General features: G+C 35.7%; 19 protein-coding genes. 11 read left to right on the forward strand and 8 right to left on the reverse strand.

The features are described 5' to 3' along the window. The first annotated feature begins 83 nt into the window (after positions 1-83). Positions 84-1,247 carry an ergothioneine biosynthesis protein EgtB gene (gene egtB, locus AEQSU_RS03485; protein WP_042492278.1) on the forward strand — a complete coding sequence of 388 codons (1,164 nt, stop codon included), beginning with the start codon at positions 84-86 and terminating at the stop codon, positions 1,245-1,247. Positions 1,248-1,263: 16 nt separating this feature from the next. After that, complete coding sequence (locus AEQSU_RS03490; RefSeq protein WP_014781481.1) at positions 1,264-2,235, forward strand: L-histidine N(alpha)-methyltransferase; 972 nt, start codon at positions 1,264-1,266, stop codon at positions 2,233-2,235. An 80-nt stretch (positions 2,236-2,315) separates the two neighbouring features. On the opposite strand, the gene AEQSU_RS03495 is transcribed toward AEQSU_RS03490, so the two are convergent. After that, positions 2,316-3,401, reverse strand: a complete 1,086-nt coding sequence (locus AEQSU_RS03495; RefSeq protein ID WP_042492280.1) for an aminotransferase class V-fold PLP-dependent enzyme — start codon at positions 3,399-3,401, stop codon at positions 2,316-2,318. 62 nt (positions 3,402-3,463) lie between these two features. On the opposite strand from AEQSU_RS03495, the gene AEQSU_RS03500 reads away from it, so the two are divergent. The 5 genes from AEQSU_RS03500 (at position 3,464) to AEQSU_RS03520 (ending at position 7,718) form a co-directional block, all read left to right on the forward strand. Beyond that, positions 3,464-3,901, forward strand: a complete 438-nt coding sequence (locus tag AEQSU_RS03500; RefSeq protein ID WP_014781483.1) for a 2TM domain-containing protein — start codon at positions 3,464-3,466, stop codon at positions 3,899-3,901. Beyond that, on the forward strand, positions 3,898-4,383 hold the full coding sequence (locus AEQSU_RS03505) for a dihydrofolate reductase (RefSeq protein ID WP_014781484.1): 486 nt from the start codon (positions 3,898-3,900) through the stop codon (positions 4,381-4,383). The genes AEQSU_RS03500 and AEQSU_RS03505 overlap by 4 nt, the downstream gene beginning before the upstream one ends. A gap of 59 nt (positions 4,384-4,442) precedes the next feature. Continuing rightward, complete coding sequence (locus AEQSU_RS16825; protein WP_014781485.1) at positions 4,443-5,579, forward strand: DinB family protein; 1,137 nt, start codon at positions 4,443-4,445, stop codon at positions 5,577-5,579. A 17-nt stretch (positions 5,580-5,596) separates the two neighbouring features. Next, entirely contained in the window at positions 5,597-6,478 is an 882-nt protein-coding gene (gene fabD / locus AEQSU_RS03515; RefSeq protein WP_014781486.1) for an ACP S-malonyltransferase, read from the forward strand. Between the two features lie 193 nt (positions 6,479-6,671). After that, entirely contained in the window at positions 6,672-7,718 is a 1,047-nt protein-coding gene (locus AEQSU_RS03520) for a hypothetical protein (RefSeq protein WP_014781487.1), read from the forward strand. 66 nt (positions 7,719-7,784) lie between these two features. Here AEQSU_RS03520 and AEQSU_RS03525 read toward each other — a convergent pair whose 3' ends face one another. From AEQSU_RS03525 to AEQSU_RS03535, 3 genes are read right to left on the reverse strand one after another with little or no spacing between them, the layout of a single operon-like run. Then, entirely contained in the window at positions 7,785-9,122 is a 1,338-nt protein-coding gene (locus AEQSU_RS03525) for a D-serine ammonia-lyase (protein ID WP_014781488.1), read from the reverse strand. 40 nt (positions 9,123-9,162) lie between these two features. After that, complete coding sequence (locus tag AEQSU_RS03530; RefSeq protein WP_014781489.1) at positions 9,163-9,942, reverse strand: class I SAM-dependent methyltransferase; 780 nt, start codon at positions 9,940-9,942, stop codon at positions 9,163-9,165. Next, positions 9,942-10,286 carry a cupin domain-containing protein gene (locus AEQSU_RS03535; RefSeq protein ID WP_014781490.1) on the reverse strand — a complete coding sequence of 115 codons (345 nt, stop codon included), beginning with the start codon at positions 10,284-10,286 and terminating at the stop codon, positions 9,942-9,944. The genes AEQSU_RS03530 and AEQSU_RS03535 overlap by 1 nt, the downstream gene beginning before the upstream one ends. Positions 10,287-10,477: 191 nt before the next feature. Between AEQSU_RS03535 and AEQSU_RS03540 the strand changes: the two genes are divergently transcribed. Beyond that, complete coding sequence (locus tag AEQSU_RS03540) at positions 10,478-10,942, forward strand: hemerythrin domain-containing protein (protein ID WP_014781491.1); 465 nt, start codon at positions 10,478-10,480, stop codon at positions 10,940-10,942. Between the two features lie 77 nt (positions 10,943-11,019). On the opposite strand, the gene AEQSU_RS03545 is transcribed toward AEQSU_RS03540, so the two are convergent. From AEQSU_RS03545 to AEQSU_RS03560, 4 genes are all read right to left on the reverse strand, one after another. Next, positions 11,020-11,211 carry a hypothetical protein gene (locus AEQSU_RS03545; protein ID WP_014781492.1) on the reverse strand — a complete coding sequence of 64 codons (192 nt, stop codon included), beginning with the start codon at positions 11,209-11,211 and terminating at the stop codon, positions 11,020-11,022. A 206-nt stretch (positions 11,212-11,417) separates the two neighbouring features. Beyond that, a complete protein-coding gene (gene galE, locus AEQSU_RS03550) occupies positions 11,418-12,440 on the reverse strand; it encodes a UDP-glucose 4-epimerase GalE (protein WP_014781493.1) in 1,023 nt (340 codons plus the stop codon). Positions 12,441-12,480: 40 nt separating this feature from the next. Then, positions 12,481-13,149 carry a DUF6624 domain-containing protein gene (locus tag AEQSU_RS03555; RefSeq protein WP_014781494.1) on the reverse strand — a complete coding sequence of 223 codons (669 nt, stop codon included), beginning with the start codon at positions 13,147-13,149 and terminating at the stop codon, positions 12,481-12,483. Then, on the reverse strand, positions 13,146-14,303 hold the full coding sequence (locus AEQSU_RS03560; RefSeq protein ID WP_042491595.1) for a DegT/DnrJ/EryC1/StrS family aminotransferase: 1,158 nt from the start codon (positions 14,301-14,303) through the stop codon (positions 13,146-13,148). The genes AEQSU_RS03555 and AEQSU_RS03560 overlap by 4 nt, the downstream gene beginning before the upstream one ends. A gap of 156 nt (positions 14,304-14,459) precedes the next feature. Here AEQSU_RS03560 and AEQSU_RS03565 point away from each other — a divergent pair, with 156 nt between their 5' ends. The 3 genes from AEQSU_RS03565 (at position 14,460) to AEQSU_RS03575 (ending at position 16,337) form a co-directional block, all read left to right on the forward strand. After that, positions 14,460-15,701: a 3-deoxy-D-manno-octulosonic acid transferase gene (locus tag AEQSU_RS03565; RefSeq protein WP_014781496.1), complete on the forward strand. Its 1,242-nt coding sequence runs from the start codon at positions 14,460-14,462 to the stop codon at positions 15,699-15,701. 147 nt (positions 15,702-15,848) lie between these two features. Next, on the forward strand, positions 15,849-16,067 hold the full coding sequence (locus AEQSU_RS03570) for a hypothetical protein (protein WP_014781497.1): 219 nt from the start codon (positions 15,849-15,851) through the stop codon (positions 16,065-16,067). A gap of 33 nt (positions 16,068-16,100) precedes the next feature. Continuing rightward, entirely contained in the window at positions 16,101-16,337 is a 237-nt protein-coding gene (locus AEQSU_RS03575) for a hypothetical protein (protein ID WP_014781498.1), read from the forward strand. Positions 16,338-16,513: the final 176 nt, after the last annotated feature.

Genomic DNA, 16,513 nt, shown 5'->3' on the forward strand with positions numbered 1-16,513 from the left:
CTGTTTAACGCTTACAGAACAGTCTTAAACAATTTTAATATTTATATTTAAAGTGTCATCAAAAAAAGATGACACTTTTTTTTATGATTGCAACTGAAACATTGGTTTCTCTTTTCCTTGAAACCCGCCAACATACTGAAAATATTTGCAAACCGTTAGAGATTGAAGACTACGTTGTTCAGCCGATTGTAGATGTTTCTCCTCCCAAATGGCATCTTGGTCATACCACTTGGTTTTTTGAAGAATTCATCTTAAAACCTCACAAACCTGGCTACCAATTGTTTCACGAAGATTTCGCTTTTGTTTTCAACAGTTATTACGAAAACGTTGGTAAACGTGTAATTAGAAATGACCGTGGAAACCTCTCTCGGCCAGGCGTAGCAAAGGTTTATGATTATAGACTTTATGTTACCAATGAATTAAAGGATTTCCTTTTTGAAGAAATTTCATCAGAACTGGAAGAAATTCTTTTAATAGGAATTCATCACGAAAAGCAACATCAAGAACTGCTCACTACAGATATAAAATACATTCTAGGCAACAACCCGCTGCTTCCAAAATACAACGATTCATTTTTAGAAAATCCTGTCCAGGAATTTAAACAGAAATGGATTTTAATGGTAGAAGGTATTTATGAAATTGGTCACCACAATCCCGAAGAATTCTGTTATGACAATGAATTAGGACGACACAAAGTATATCTTCAAGGTTACAAGATTTCAAACAAACTAGTTACCAACGCAGAATATCTTGAATTTATAAATGCTGGCGGCTATAAAGATTTCAATCTTTGGCACGCTGAAGGCTGGGATTGGGTAAAAACAAACAATATTTCAGCACCTATGTATTGGCACAATATTGATGGACAATGGTATCAATATACCATGCAAGGACTTCAAAAAATAAATCTAGATGCAGCCGTTTCACATATTTCCTATTACGAAGCATTTGCTTTTGCACAATGGAAAGATTGCCGTTTGCCAACTGAATTTGAATGGGAAGCCGCACAGAAAAACTTTGAATGGGGAAGCCGCTGGGAATGGACTGAAAGCGCGTACTTGCCATATCCCGATTACACTAAAGCACCCGGAGCCATCGGCGAATACAATGGGAAATTTATGGTAAACCAAAAAGTACTTCGGGGAGGCTCGGTTGCTACTTCACCAAAACACACACGACCTACTTACCGCAACTTTTTTCAAACTAATCTGCGCTGGCAATTTACTGGATTAAGGTTAGCAAAATAATTACGACTATCCATTTATGATAAAAACCAACCCAAATTTATTGAACACCTCCTTTAAGAAAGAAGTCTTTGAGGGACTCACTAGTTTTCCAAAACATCTTTCTTCAAAATATTTTTACGACAAAAAAGGCGACAAACTTTTTCAGGATATTATGGCGATGCCAGGATATTATTTAACGGATTGTGAATTTCAGATACTTTCCACACATACCGAAACCATCGGCGAACTTTTCCGTGATCGTGAAAATGGTTTGGATTTAATAGAATTGGGTGCTGGCGACGGTAAAAAGACAAAAGTTTTGTTGAAGTATATGGTTGAAAACAACTTCAACTTCACATATAAACCCATAGACATTAGTGAAAATGCAGTTGAAATGCTCTCTAGCAATCTCTCTGAAGAAATGCCCAGACTAACAGTAGATGCTGAAGTTGGTGAGTATTTTGAAGTTTTGGAAAGACTAAAAGGTTTCAACAAACGCAAAAAAGTAATTATGTTTCTGGGAAGCAACATTGGCAATCTAAAACATCCAAAAGCAATCGATTTTCTATCGAAATTAAAAGATGCCATGCTTCCGGAAGATCTACTTTTTATGGGTTTTGACCAAAAAAAGAATCCGCAAACTATTCTGAATGCTTATAACGATGAAACTGGAATTACAGCAGCTTTCAACAAAAATGTTTTGACAAGGATAAACCGTGAATTAGGTGGGAATTTTCAAGTTGAAAAATTTAAACACTGGGAAATGTACGACCCAGAAAACGGTACAGCAAAAAGTTTTCTCGTTGCTACTGAAGCTATGGAAGTAACGGTTGAAGCAATAAACCAAACCGTAAATTTTGACCAATGGGAAACCATCCACACCGAAATTTCACAAAAATATGACGATAAAATAGTGAGTTGGTTGGCAGCAGAATCTGGATTGGAAATTGAAACTTCCTTTACCGATGAAAAGGAATATTATAAGAATTATCTTTTTAGAAAGGCTTGATGTTTGGTGACGGATGACGTATGACGTATGACGGATGACGGAAGAAATTATGGAAATTAAACTTTTAAACTAATCGACTTCTAAACACATCGACTCAAAACCCCAATAAGTTTATCTATTTCTTCCTCAGTATTATAATAATGAAAACTCACCCGAATCCCACCACCTCTTGGAGAACAAATAATATCATACTCCTGAAGTTTTTTAAATAATTCTCTATCACCTTTAAGATTGAAAATTGAAGAATGCTTTTCGCGAAGTAGTGTGTCATTTTTCAACAACCCCATTTCAGTAAAATGCCCCTTCGCTTTGGCTGAAAGTGAAGCTATCTTTTGATAGATATTATCATTCCCTAACTTTTCCTGAAATAACATTGCCTGTTCTAAACTCCCATAATTTAAAGTGTCTTGGTGTCCAGGTTCAAAATGTTTCATAAAAGTGGTTTCCGTAGCCAAACTTTCAAATTTTTCTGCGGAATTAAAACCGATTGTTTTCGGAAAAATTCGTTCCCGAGCAGATTCTTTAACCATTATAAAACCGTTGCCATAACCCGCAGTTAGCCATTTATAGGCACTTGCTCCTAAAACGTCAATGGCGTTATCAGCAAAACTGAAATTTTCAGTTCCCAAATATTGAGTTCCATCTGCAATCAAAAGTAGGTTTGGGTGCTTGTCTTTTAACCCTTTCAGAAATTCAAAATCAATCTTTATTCCGCTGAGCCATTGCACGATGCTAAACATAAAAACATCAGGTTTATGTTTTGCGACCGCGGCTTCAATATTTTTTTCTAAATTTTCATCTATTTCGGCATAGCAAACGTCAAAATCACGCGTTTCCACTGGCCAATTTATTGAAGGATAATCATCTTTTAGAAGCAACACTTTTTGACCTTTTGGAAGTCCTTCCAATACAGTATTTATTGCGAAAGATACGTTTGGCACCAAGGCAATTTCATCTGGAGAAGCATCAAAAAAGTCAGCCACTTTTTGCCTAATTTGTTCAATATGAAGTTTGTGTTTATCACGAAAAACGCTGGCATGATTCATCAAATCTAAATCGTGTTGGCGGCGCCATTCAATCACCGGCTTTGGAATTACACCATTTGAAGCGGTATTCAGATAAATACAAGATTCTAAAGCGGGAAAGTGTTTTCTTAAATCTTCCATAAGTGGGTGTTCAAAACGATGAAAAATAGGTATTTTTACAAGACGCATAAAAGTAACTAACTATGTTTTCAAAAACTAAAAAAACCGACAGAATTGATCCCGAACAACGCGAACAATATGAATACGCTCGCCACAGAATAAAGCAGAAAAAGAGTTTGATGCGCCATTTTATTTTGTTTTTGGTGGGGTCTGTTTTACTTATTATTATCAATCCAGTTTTGGGTTATGGAAACGATTTCTTCATAAAAGATTGGTTTATTTGGGCTATTTTAATTTGGACATTTATATTTCTTGTTCATCTTTTCAATGTTTTTGTAATGAATAAATTCATGGACAAAGAATGGGAAGACCGCCAGCTTGAAAAACTGAAAGCCAAGCAAGCAACTCGTATTGCTGAACTTCAGAAAAAAGTTGATACCGAATTACAACTGCCAACAACACAGCCAGACACTCTAAAAAAAAATGAACTGAACAATCCCTTACCTCCAGACGTACAATGATTACAATGATAGCCGCCGCTGGCGAAAATAACGAACTTGGAAAAGACAACGGTTTAGTTTGGCATCTGCCAGACGATTTTAAACGGTTTAAACAATTAACCACTGGTCACAATATAATTATGGGCAGGAGGACTTTTGACTCTTTTGATAAACTGCTACGCAACAGAAAACACATCGTTATTACTCGCAATAAAGAGTATAAAAAAGAAGGAGCGGTAGTGGTTCATAGTATGGAAGAAGCGCTTAAATTGTGCAAAGATGACGCTGAACCTTTTATAATTGGTGGTGGTGAAATTTACACAACGGGACTTCCCTTCGCAGATAAAATTGAACTAACCCGAGTTCACGGAACTTTTAAAGATGCAGATACTTTTTTTCCAGAATTTTCAACGGATGAGTGGCAACTTGTTTCTGAAGTTGAGCACGGAACGGATGAGAAACACAAGTATTCATTTACTTATGAAACTTGGTTGAAAAGGTAACTTAACTGAAGTTAGCACCATTTCTATTTTTATAATTATCACACTTAGAATCTTGCAAAATGAATTCCATAAAAATTTTACTTGTCAGTATTTTTCTTTGTAATATTTCATTCGTAAAAGCACAAGAGCAAGAACGAGATTGGGTTCCGTTTTCACAAATTTTAGATTTGGAAGTGAAAAAGGATTTAGTTTTTGAATTGACCGCTTCAGTAAAAGTTGATGTTAAAGAACCCAATAGCCAAGCGGGACTGTGGGCTCGTGTAGACAATAAAGGTAAGACAATGGGCTTCTTTGATAATATGAGCGACAGGCCTATTAAAGATTCAACCTGGAAAACATATTCCATAAAAGGAATATTGGATTCAAAAGCAAAAAGACTTGTTTTTGGCGGACTCGTTTACGGAAATGGAAGTTTTTATTACGATGATTTTAAACTTTCCATTGAAAACCCAAAAACTGGAAAAATGGAAGAAGTTGCTATTGACAATTCAGGTTTTGAAGAAGTGGTTGCGAATAGCGAAATTCCAAAATGGTGGATTGGAATCAGCAAAGAGGCTTTTGAAAACACAGCTGGTTTTTCGATGAATAGTTCTGACGAAAGTTCTGAAGGGAATCATTCCCTTAAAATTGAAGGAAAAAACATCACTCGTACAGTCCAAAATTATATTGGTCCAATTGACGGATACAGTCCGCAAATCGGCACGTTAGTAACTATGCTTAACAACCTCAGCGAACGGGTGGAATATGCTGTGGGCAATATGTCTCAAGCCGAATTGGATTATCAACTTGATGAAAAATCTAACTCCGTTGGCGCTTTGATAATGCATTTGGCAGCAACAGAAACCTATTTCCAAGAAGCAACTTTTGGAGAGAGCAATCTTTCAGAAGCGGAACTGGAGGAGTTGAGAATCGCAATGGAATTAGGTGATGAAGGTCGTCAACACATTAAAGGACACGATGCCACCTATTATTTAGATATTTATAAAAAAGCCAGAAAAAGAACTTTAGAATTGCTGAAAGAGAAAGACGACGCTTGGCTTGCAGAAGTTCCTGAAGGCTCAACTGTGAATAACCATTTTTCTTGGTTTCACGTTATGGAACATCAATCCAGCCATTTAGGTCAAATACTTTTGCTTCAAAAGCGAATACCTGAAACCAAAACATTGGATCTGAAAAACGATAAAAAAGTTGATTAAAACATAAAATTACAAATATGAAAGCATATATATTCCCCGGACAAGGCGCCCAATTCACTGGAATGGGTAAAGATTTATACGAAAACTCATCAAAAGCTAAAGATTTATTTCATCAGGCAAATGAGGTTTTAGGCTTCGACATTACAAAAATAATGTTTGAAGGTACGGCCGATGAACTTAAGGAAACGAAAGTTACGCAGCCCGCAATATTTCTTCATTCCACTATTTTAGCAGAAGTAATGGGCGACAAATTTCAGCCAGATATGGTTGCGGGACATTCTTTAGGCGAAATTTCGGCTTTGGTTGCCAATAGAACACTTGCTTTTAGCGATGGATTAAGACTTGTTTATAAACGCGCTTTAGCAATGCAAAAGGCTTGTGAAGCAACTCCTTCAACAATGGCGGCGGTATTAGGTTTGGAAGATCATTTAGTTGAAGAAATCTGTGCCAATACACCTGGAATTGTAGTTGCAGCAAATTACAACTGTCCTGGTCAGCTAGTGATTTCAGGCGATGTAGATGCCGTGGGAAAAGCTTGCGAAAGTTTAAAAGAAGCTGGCGCACGTAGAGCTTTGATTTTACCAGTTGGTGGCGCATTTCATAGTCCTTTAATGGAACCTGCTCGCGAAGAACTAGCCGCTGCAATAGAAGCTACGCAATTTACAGCACCCGCCTGCCCAATTTATCAAAACGTTTCCACTTTCGCTGTTACAGATCCTTCAGAAATAAAGGAAAATTTAATCTTTCAGCTTACCGCTCCCGTAAAATGGACGCAGAGTATTCAGAATATGATAAAAGATGGCGCAACTAAATTTATTGAAGTTGGCCCCGGAAATGTTTTGCAAGGATTAGTTAAAAAGATTGATAGTTCTGCTGAAACTGAGAAATCGGAGATTTAATTCAAGGTTCAAGATTTAAAATTCAAGATTACAAAAACGCCGAAGATAATTTGTTCTTCGGCGTTTTTAGTTTGTGTTTTTTTCAAAATAATGTAAAGTTTATTTGAATCAATTTCAATTTCTTTTTAAAAAAAAGAGGGTAACAATTCTAAGAACTTTTGATATAAGGTTATAATGTTAAAACTTAGAAAAAATGAAAAATTTTAAAACTCTTTTTGGTTTCGTATTTATTGCGAGTATTTTATTTACGAATTGCTCAGATGATGACACAGTTACAGACGATGATCCAACTAATTTACCTTGCGCAAATTATAACAAGGAATTATTGACATTAACCACAGCTTTTGATGGTAACCCTAATGCGGTGATAGACTATAATTCGTTTATCATCAACAATCTTGATCCGCTACTTCCAAATTCCCAAGGAAGTTTTACTACAACTTCCAATCTTAGTTTCGAACTACCAACTAATGGCTCCATTTATAATGAGGCGAGCAATCTACATGGGATTTTGGTTTCGAGGGCGGGTAAATATTTCACTTTTAACACCAGTACGGGAGTAGGTCAGGAATCTGTAGTTCCTTCAGATATTGCTTCACCAGTATTAGTCGGTAATTTGGGTTATGTAATTGAAGTTTCAAATTTTGGCTATGGAACTTCTGGTGTAGCAGATCAATTCAAGGTAAGACCTTTTAATATAACTGACGGAACTCTTGGTGCTGCATTGCCAATTTCTGCAGCAAACACTACTTTTAACAATAATAGTTTCTTTACGGTAGAAACTATGAGTATGGCGACCGATGCTGTGGATAAGCTATTTTTTCTATCTGGAACTAATTTAGTAACGGTAAATAAGACAAGCAATATAGCTTCTCAAATAGATTTATATCCTTCATTTTCAATGTTGGATTATGTTCGTTTTTTTGGATTGGAATATTCTGAAAGTCTTGGATTGATCGCCATTATGGATATGGCGAGTACAAATACACGGGACTTGGTAAAAATAAATCCATCAACTAATACTGTTGTATCATTAATCTCTATTCCTGCAGATATTAATAACGAATTCTATTCTACTACCTATAGCGAATGCAAAAAAACTTATTATCTCACAACGTTGCAGAATGGATCTAGTCCGACGAAGACGCTTTATTTTGAATTCAATCTAACAACAAACACTATAAACAATTCACAAATCATAGCAGATTACGTTTTTGGAATAGATCTTATTCCTGGATAATATTTTAATCCCAAATTAAAAACAATAAACGTCGAAGTCTCATAAATTTTCGACGTTTATTTAAATCTATAAAGTAGAATGAGCCAAATTATTTATACCACGATTATAAAAAGTGTTCCGCTCCTCATCGGGAACTAAGTCTCCTCCCGTAGCCCAAACAATGTGAGTGGCGTTTTCCATTTTAAGTTTGTTTTTTGCAGCGTAATCTGTTTTGGCTAGCATTTGTGGACCAATCAATCCCGCAGTGGCGGAAGGTTCTAGAAATATTTTTTCTGTATCCATCAGTTGTGCCAAAAGCGTAAAAAGATGATTATCCTCAATGGTATAAATACCGCTAATTAAATGCCCACTTACTGTCGTGGCAAAATTAGAAGGACGGCCAACTGCTAATCCATCAGCTTCGGTTTTATTATCCACGCCAATATCCTGCACGCTTATATTACTCATTTCGCCAGTAACCAATCCTGTTAAAACCGCTGGGGAATGTGTGGGTTCCACAAAGAAACAATGCACATTATCTCCGTAAATTTGTTTCAAACCAAAAGCCGTTCCACCAGGAGAGCCGCCTACTCCACAAGGAGAATACACAAACAACGGATGTTCTGTATCAACTTTAATATTCGCTTCTTCCAATTGTTTCGCCAATCTGAGCGCGCCCACTGTGTAGCCTAAAAATAGTTCGTGAGAGTTTTCATCATCTACAAAATACGCCATTGGATCGGCATTTGTTTTCTGTCTTCCTGCAAGAATGGCTTCGCTGAAATCGCCAGCAAACTCAATTATTTGCACTCCTTTGGAACGCAACAAATCTTTTTTCCACTTTTTGGCATCAGATGAAACATAAACGGTTACTTGAAAACCGAGCTTCGCACTAATAATACCAATACTCAACCCAAGGTTTCCGGTAGAACCGACTCCAATTTTATATTTACTGAAGAACTCCTTGAATTTATCTGAAGTAAAAATGCTATAATCATCCCCATTTTTCAGAATACCTGCATTTATAGCCAAATCTTCGGCATAATGCAATACTTCAAAAAATCCGCCACGTGCTTTTATGGAACCTGCGATTGGAAGAGCATTGTCACATTTTAAAAAGAATTGTCCTTGAATTTTTGTGCTTTCTTGATTTAAAAGCGCCTTCATATTTTGAATTTCTTTTAAAGGAGATTCAAGAATACCTTTAGTTTCCGCCGTTTCGGGAAATGCTTTCACAAAAAATGGCGCAAACCGTTCCCATAATTTGGCGGCTGCTTCCATATCCTTCCTTTTAATTGGGAAAGAAGGCATTTCCGCTTTCGATTTTATGTTTGGATTAAGCCAAATCAATGGTTTTAAATCCATAATTTCCTTTAAAACAGGAGCTTGTTTTATGAAAGAATCTATTTTATTTTTTGAAAACATATTCAACTACTTTTAATTTGAACAATAAAACACGAAGAACCTAGATTTTTTCAGCAATTATGGCATACGCGGTCATGTGGTCCTCATATTTTTTGAAGATTTTCCGCATTTTCATAATTCGCCTTTTGGCATCTGGATGTGTAAGAATATTAAAACCTATTTTAATCGCTCTGAGAATTCCTTCATCTGCAATCATCCGTTTTAGTTTTAAAAGATGCATCGGCGATTCAAAAACTTCTTTAACTTTAAAGCCTTCATTTTCCAATAATCCGCACCATTCTTTTTGGGTTAATGGACGCGCATTTACACGAATTACCTGTGCCAACTTGCGTTGAATGCTACTTTTGAATTGGGGATCTAATTCATTTGGTGTTAAACCCAGCTCGTGAATGCCATAAAGCCCTCCTCTTTTAAGCACTCTATATGCTTCTCTGATTATTTCAGATTTACGATCGTCAACCTGCATGGTTAACATTGCTTCTCCCAAAACCTTATCTGCGCTAGAATCTTCCAAGCCAGTATGAGCCGCGGTGGTATTCACAATTGTTGCGGCCGGAGTTCCATTGATTTTGATTTTCAATCTGGCAGCTGCTTCTTCATTCAATTCAATTCCGATATATTTTTTTGGCTTTTTCTTCAAAATCATTGACGCTGTAAAACCCATTCCAGGCGCAAATTCAACTAATGCATCCTCGTGTTTAACATCCAAACCATTTACCAGCTTCAGTGTAAGTTCTTTACCACCAGGCCGTAAAACGCGTTTTCCCATATTGGCAAGAATCCAGTGACCCTGTTCGGTATTTATGGTTTTGTTACTCATTAGGAATTTTTCACAACATCCTCCACTCTTTTAGCAGAATCTGCTTTGTTAAGACTTAATCTTACTGTACTAGTTTCCATTGCTTTTAAATCGTGAGGAATTCCGCCTCCAAGTGCTATTAAATCACCTTTTTTCAGATTATAAATGTTTCCATTTACTCCAAAATCAATGGCGCCTTCAAAAATTTCGACAACAATAGAGAAAGGTGTTTTGTGCTCTTTCATAACTTGACCTTCCTTAAAGGCTATTCTGATCTCTTTTCCAGTTTCGGTTTCTAATAAAACTTGGACGGTTGGTCTGCTTTCGTTGTATTGAAGATCGTTTACTAATGATGCTAGTTTCATATTTATTTATTTTTTAAATTTCCTTATTTAGAATGGTTCAAAATTACAAAAAAAATACTTTATAGTCCGTAAATTATTCTATAAAGTTTCTGGCTATGATTTAACTCATAACCTATGAATATCAATTTGTTGAAATTTGTAGTGTAAATTATTAAGACTCAGAAAAGAATCCAAACCTGATTTGATTATATATGAAGAAACAAAACATAGTCTTAACGCCACTTATTGAAGAGCACGACGAAGTTATTCTCCTTTGTGAACGAATTAGAGAAGGACTGCAAAACAAAGTTGACGACAAACGAATTAAAAATTACATTGATTGGTTTAAGGAGCATTACTTAGATCTTCACTTCGAAATAGAGAAAAAGTATATTTTTCCTATTCTTGGGAATACTAATGTTCGGGTAAAAAGAGCTTTGGCAAACCATAGAAGACTAAACCGTTTGTTTGCAGAAACATCCAAACTTAACATCGTTTTAAACAAAATTGAAGAAGAATTGAGTAGTTATATTGGGTTTGAAGAACGTGTTTTATACAACGAAATCCGAGATATAGCAAGTGCCGAGCAATGGGAGGAAATTGAAAAAAGTCATCATCAATTAGAATTTAATGACGATGATTGGAAAGATCGATTTTGGGAAACGTCCATTGATTAAATTAGAAATTATACCAATAAAAAAACACCGAATGAAAATGAATCATTCGGTGTTTTCAATTCTGAATTCAGAATTATCTAAGCGCTTATCTTGCAATCTTCACAATCTTTCACTTCACCATAATAGGTTTCGCGGTATTTATGTAGGGTTTTAAAGGGTACACTTAAAAATGTTTTTTTAATGTAGATCACACTCGTGGTGAACATTCCCATTTTTTCTGTAAATCGTTTTTCTGTTTTTGTTCTTCGTTTCACTGAAACTAACTTCATCATTGTTTTTTTGACTCCCTTTTGTTCGTAACATCTTGTTTTTGAGGCAAAAGTAAAGAGTGCTATTCGGGTGCAAAGAAACAGTTCTCAATTGCCAATTCCAAACTATTAGCGTTAAACATGGGTTAAACCGAGTCTTGAGTTATGAGTTATGACAATTAGAAATAGTCCAAACTAATTACTGAATACTGACTACTGATTACTCATTACTGCATACCTCGTACTTTCTTCTCCCATTTCCAAGAAGACAACAAAGCATCTTCCATTGTTTCTTGGGCCTTCCAACCTAAAACATCATTTGCTTTCTTGGTATCTGCATATACTGAGATTACATCGCCAGGACGACGATCTACAATTTTATAATTCAATTTTTCGCCAGTTGTCTTTTCGAATGAATTCACCACTTCTAGAACAGAACTTCCTCTACCCGTTCCAAGATTGAAGACTTCATAATTTGAATTATTTGTCTTTGAAAGCAATCTTCCTAAGGCTATTACGTGTGCCTTAGCCAAATCTACAACGTGAATGTAATCGCGAATACAGCTGCCGTCCTCGGTAGGATAGTCGTCTCCATAAACAGATAATTCTTTTCGTAAACCAGCGGCGGTCTGTGTAATAAACGGAACTAAATTTTGTGGAACTCCAGCAGGAAGCTCGCCTATTTCAACAGTTTCGTGAGCGCCAATTGGATTAAAATAACGAAGCGCAATTGCTTTTAAAGTTGAAATAGAGCAAGTGTCTTTCAGTATTTCTTCACTAATTTGTTTGGTATTTCCATAAGGTGAAGTGGCTTCCTTTACAGCTGCATCTTCAGTTATAGGAAGCGAATCTGGTTCGCCATAAACCGTGCACGAAGAACTGAAAATAAAGGTTTCAATTCCGTAAGCATTACATTCCTGCAACAAATAAATTAGCGTATTTAGATTGTTTTCGTAATAAAGTAGCGGATTGGCAACACTTTCGCCAACAGCTTTACTGGCTGCAAAATGAATAATTCCTTCAATGTCTTGATTTCTTTTGAAAAATTCTGAAACATCCGCTTTATAACGAAGATCAAGCCTTTCAAAAGCTGGGGGAGTTTTGGATATATTGGTTATGCCTTCCAAAACATCCAAAGATGAATTTGAAAGATTATCAACTATGATAACCTGATAACCTGCATTTTGAAGTTCAACAACGGTATGACTTCCAATGTAGCCTAAACCGCCTGTAACGAGTATTTTTTTCATAATAATTCCACGCTTGTGGCAAATTTTATTTTTGAAGAAGTTAATTTACTTCCTCAATTGTATAGACTTTATATTCTATTCCTAATTGTTGCGCATAATCTTCTATTGTTGAATTAAGTCCAACAGTTTTACGAAGTTCATTTACATTTTCTGGATTCTTAATGGGCCATATAAGTTGGAAAAATTCTTTTTGTTTATTTTGATCATTAACGATGTGCAAATCTTTTCCTTGAGTTCCATAAATCTGAGGTTCGCCTTTGTGCATTAACATTCTATCCTCCATCATCGCAACTTTAGATCTTTTCAGTTCTACCTTTTCACTAGCTTTCTCAATTAATGGGAAATATTCTTCAATTTTATCTGAATGTTGAATTACAAACCAAGCTGCTTCATTTTCTGGCTCTCCAACCAATGATTTTTCAGGATAACCATATTCTTTTATTATTTTTTCAACTTCAACTAAATTTAGACTATCGTTTCGGTTAAAAAGCTTCATTTCATTTTCAGAAAAATCCTTTTCAGAAATTGAAAGTTCTTTTAAGAGTTCTTGCTTTCTTTCATCAGAAATCCCACCAATAAACAATTCACGAAATCCTTGGTCTTTCAATAAAATAAGCTTTAACTCATTTTTCAAATCAAGATTAATCTCTTGGCAGTATGAAACTGAGCTTAATGCAAAAGCAAAAAATAAAAGAAGGGATCTTATCATTTCTCAATAAAATCAATCACAGTTTTTGTTATAAAATCAATCTGCTCATCATCCAACTCCGTATGCATTGGCAACGAAATCACCTCTTTTACCAACTGATTTGTTACAGTAAAATCCGCTTCGTTATATCGTTCATCTTTATAAGCTTTTTGGAGATGTAATGGAATTGGGTAATACACACCGCAAGGAATTTCCTTTTCTGTTAAATGATTTACTAACGCATCGCGATCCACCCCAACAACTTTTAAAGTGTATTGATGAAAAACATGGCAATCGCAAACATCACAAATACTTTGAGTATTATCACAGAAGCCGGTAGGAGTAATTATATTTTCAATTTCCGCGAAAGCTAGACTGTATTTTCTAGCGGCATTACGGCGAGCAGCGTTGTAGGTATCCAAATACGGCAACTTAGCACGAAGCACTGCAGCCTGAATGGAATCTAACCTACTATTAACACCAACCACATCGTGGTGGTAGCGAACGTACATTCCGTGATTTACAATTCCGCGAATGGTGTGTGCCAAAGCATCATCATTCGTGAAAATCGCTCCACCATCACCATAGCATCCTAAATTTTTAGAAGGAAAAAACGAAGTGGAAGCCACGTGACCTATAGTTCCAGCCTTTTTCTTTGTACCATCCTTTGATGTGTAATCAGCGCCAATTGCTTGGGCGTTATCTTCAATTACATATAAATTGTGTTCTTTAGCAATGTCCATAATTTCGTCCATATTGGCCACAAGACCAAAAAGATGAACGGGAACAATTGCCTTCGTTTTTGGGGTGATTGCGCGTTTTATGGCATCAATGTCAATGTTGAAGTTTATCGGATCCACATCAACCAAAACTGGCGTTAGTCGTAAAAGCGCAATAACTTCAACAGTTGCAGCAAAGGTGAAATCTGCCGTAATAACCTCATCGCCTGGTTTTAAATCCAGCGCCATCATTGCAATTTGCAAAGCATCAGTACCGTTGGCGCAAGGAATTACGTGTTTTACGCCTAAATATTCCTCAAGTTCCTTTTGAAATTCGTGAACGTCTGGTCCATTGATGAATGCAGTAGTTTCAATCACATTCATTATAGAACTGTCCACGTGTTCCTTTATATCTTTATACTGACCCTTAAGGTCAACCATTTGTATTTTTTTCATCTGAAGGAAATATTTTTAAGATTCCGCAAAATTACGAAAATGAAATTTGTTATCTCGGGATTCGGGATTTGTTAATTCGGGATTCGAGATGAAACTGTTTGAATTGACTTCCTTAGTTTGGAATTTGGTACTCGAAATTTGGTATTTTTACCCCCGATGCACACAATCTATAACTTATTAATTCAATTTGCTTCCTTCGGTTTAAGGATTGTGGCGCTTTTCAGCAACAAGATGAAGCTTTTTGTTGACGGCAGAAAAGATGTTTTTGAAATTCTTCAGCAAAAAATTTCTTTAGAAGACAAAACCATTTGGTTCCATTGTGCATCTTTAGGTGAATTTGAACAAGGTGTTCCAATAATGGAGGCAATGAAAAAACTAAAACCAAACCATAAAATTGTGGTCAGCTTTTTCTCGCCTTCCGGTTTTGAGAATAAAAAAAATACTCCTTTGGCTGATGCCGTGGTCTATTTGCCGATGGACACCCAATTAAACGCGAAAAGGTTTATTGAAGCGATTCATCCATCTATCGCACTTTTTGTGAAATATGAATTCTGGCCTAATTATCTTTTTCTACTTCAAAAGAAAAATATTCCAACCCTCCTAGTTTCGGGAGTTTTTCGAGAAAACCAAATCTTCTTTAAAAGCTATGGTGGTTTTATGAGAAACGCACTTTCCACTTTTAAACACTTTTTTGTACAAGAAGAAAATTCTGAAATACTTTTAAAAAACATCGGTTTCAAAAATGTAACTGTTAGTGGCGACACTCGATTTGACAGGGTTTCGCATCAAATTGAAATGGACAATACGTTGAAATTTGCAGAAGATTTCAAAGGAAATTCGCTTTGCATTGTCTGCGGAAGCACTTGGCCAGAAGATGAAGTTCTGTTGGTAAATTACATAAATACTTCCCCAGAAAACGTTAAGTTCATCATTGCTCCGCATAAAATTGAAGCTGATAAGATTGAAGATTTCAGAAGAAAAATCAATAAGAAATCAATTCTTCATTCAGATAAAGATGAAGTGAATATTTCTGAATACGAAGTTTTAATTATTGACTGTATCGGTCTGTTGGGCAAACTTTATAGCTATGCAGATATCGCCTTTGTTGGTGGTGCGGCAGGAAAAACTGGGCTTCACAATATATTGGAGCCCGCCACTTTTGGAGTGCCAATTGTTATTGGAAAAAATTATGACGAATTTCCAGAAGCCATTCGTCTGCGAGATTTAGCTGGTCTGTATTCGGTGACAAACTCAGAAGAATGTAGCGCAATTTTGAATAAATTTATAACCAATGCCAACTTCAGAAATCAAACTGGAATGATCTGCGGCCACTTTGTTAACAAAAATACTGGGGCAACGCAAAAGGTTGTTGATTATATTTCAGTACACTTTGAATAAATTAAACATCTATTGTTTTAATTATTTGAAACATATTCACCCAAAAACCATTTAATTAATATAATTTTCACATTCTTTAATATTAAATTATCAATTTAACATTTTCAAATAGGTTAGATTTGTCCAAACCATTAAAACAATCTAGTTATGAAAAAATTATTTATAGTTATTGCCATTGCTTCTTTAGGTTTGGTTTCGTGTCGTGAGACGGAAACCAAAGAAGTTATAAGAGAAGTACAAGTTGAAACTCCAGTTAAAGTAGAAAAGGAAGAAAGAAAAAGCGTTCTTGAACGTACTGCTCAAGAAATAGACAAGGAGGTTAACGAAGAAATCGACAAAAAAATTGACGAAATCGGAAACGATTAATATGTTACAAACACTAACTTAAAACCCAAAACAATGAAAAAGCTAACAATGATTGCCCTATTTGCAGGATTTTTAACAATGTCTCTTTCTTCTTGTAGAGATCAAAAAACGCCTAAAGAAGAGATTATTGAAGACATGCAAGACCAAGGCGCAGACGTAAAAGTAAAAGACGGCGGCGACAAAATTAAAATGGAAACCGACGACCAAAAGGTTAAAATCAAAACCGACGACGACGGAAATGTAAAAATAAAGCAAGAAGATAAAGACTAACTTTTATCTTTTTTAAACCTCAGGAGAATTTCAAAATCCTACTGAAGTTTATTTATCCTAAATTCTAAAAAGGAACCAACAAATGGTTCCTTTTTTTATTATTAAAGTCTTAAGAAATCGACTTAACGAAAACTTTTCAAAAAGCTAAAACCTTAACTTTTCTTTGCATAATCTTA

This window comes from Aequorivita sublithincola DSM 14238, from assembly GCF_000265385.1.
Classification (GTDB): Bacteria; Bacteroidota; Bacteroidia; order Flavobacteriales; family Flavobacteriaceae; genus Aequorivita; species Aequorivita sublithincola.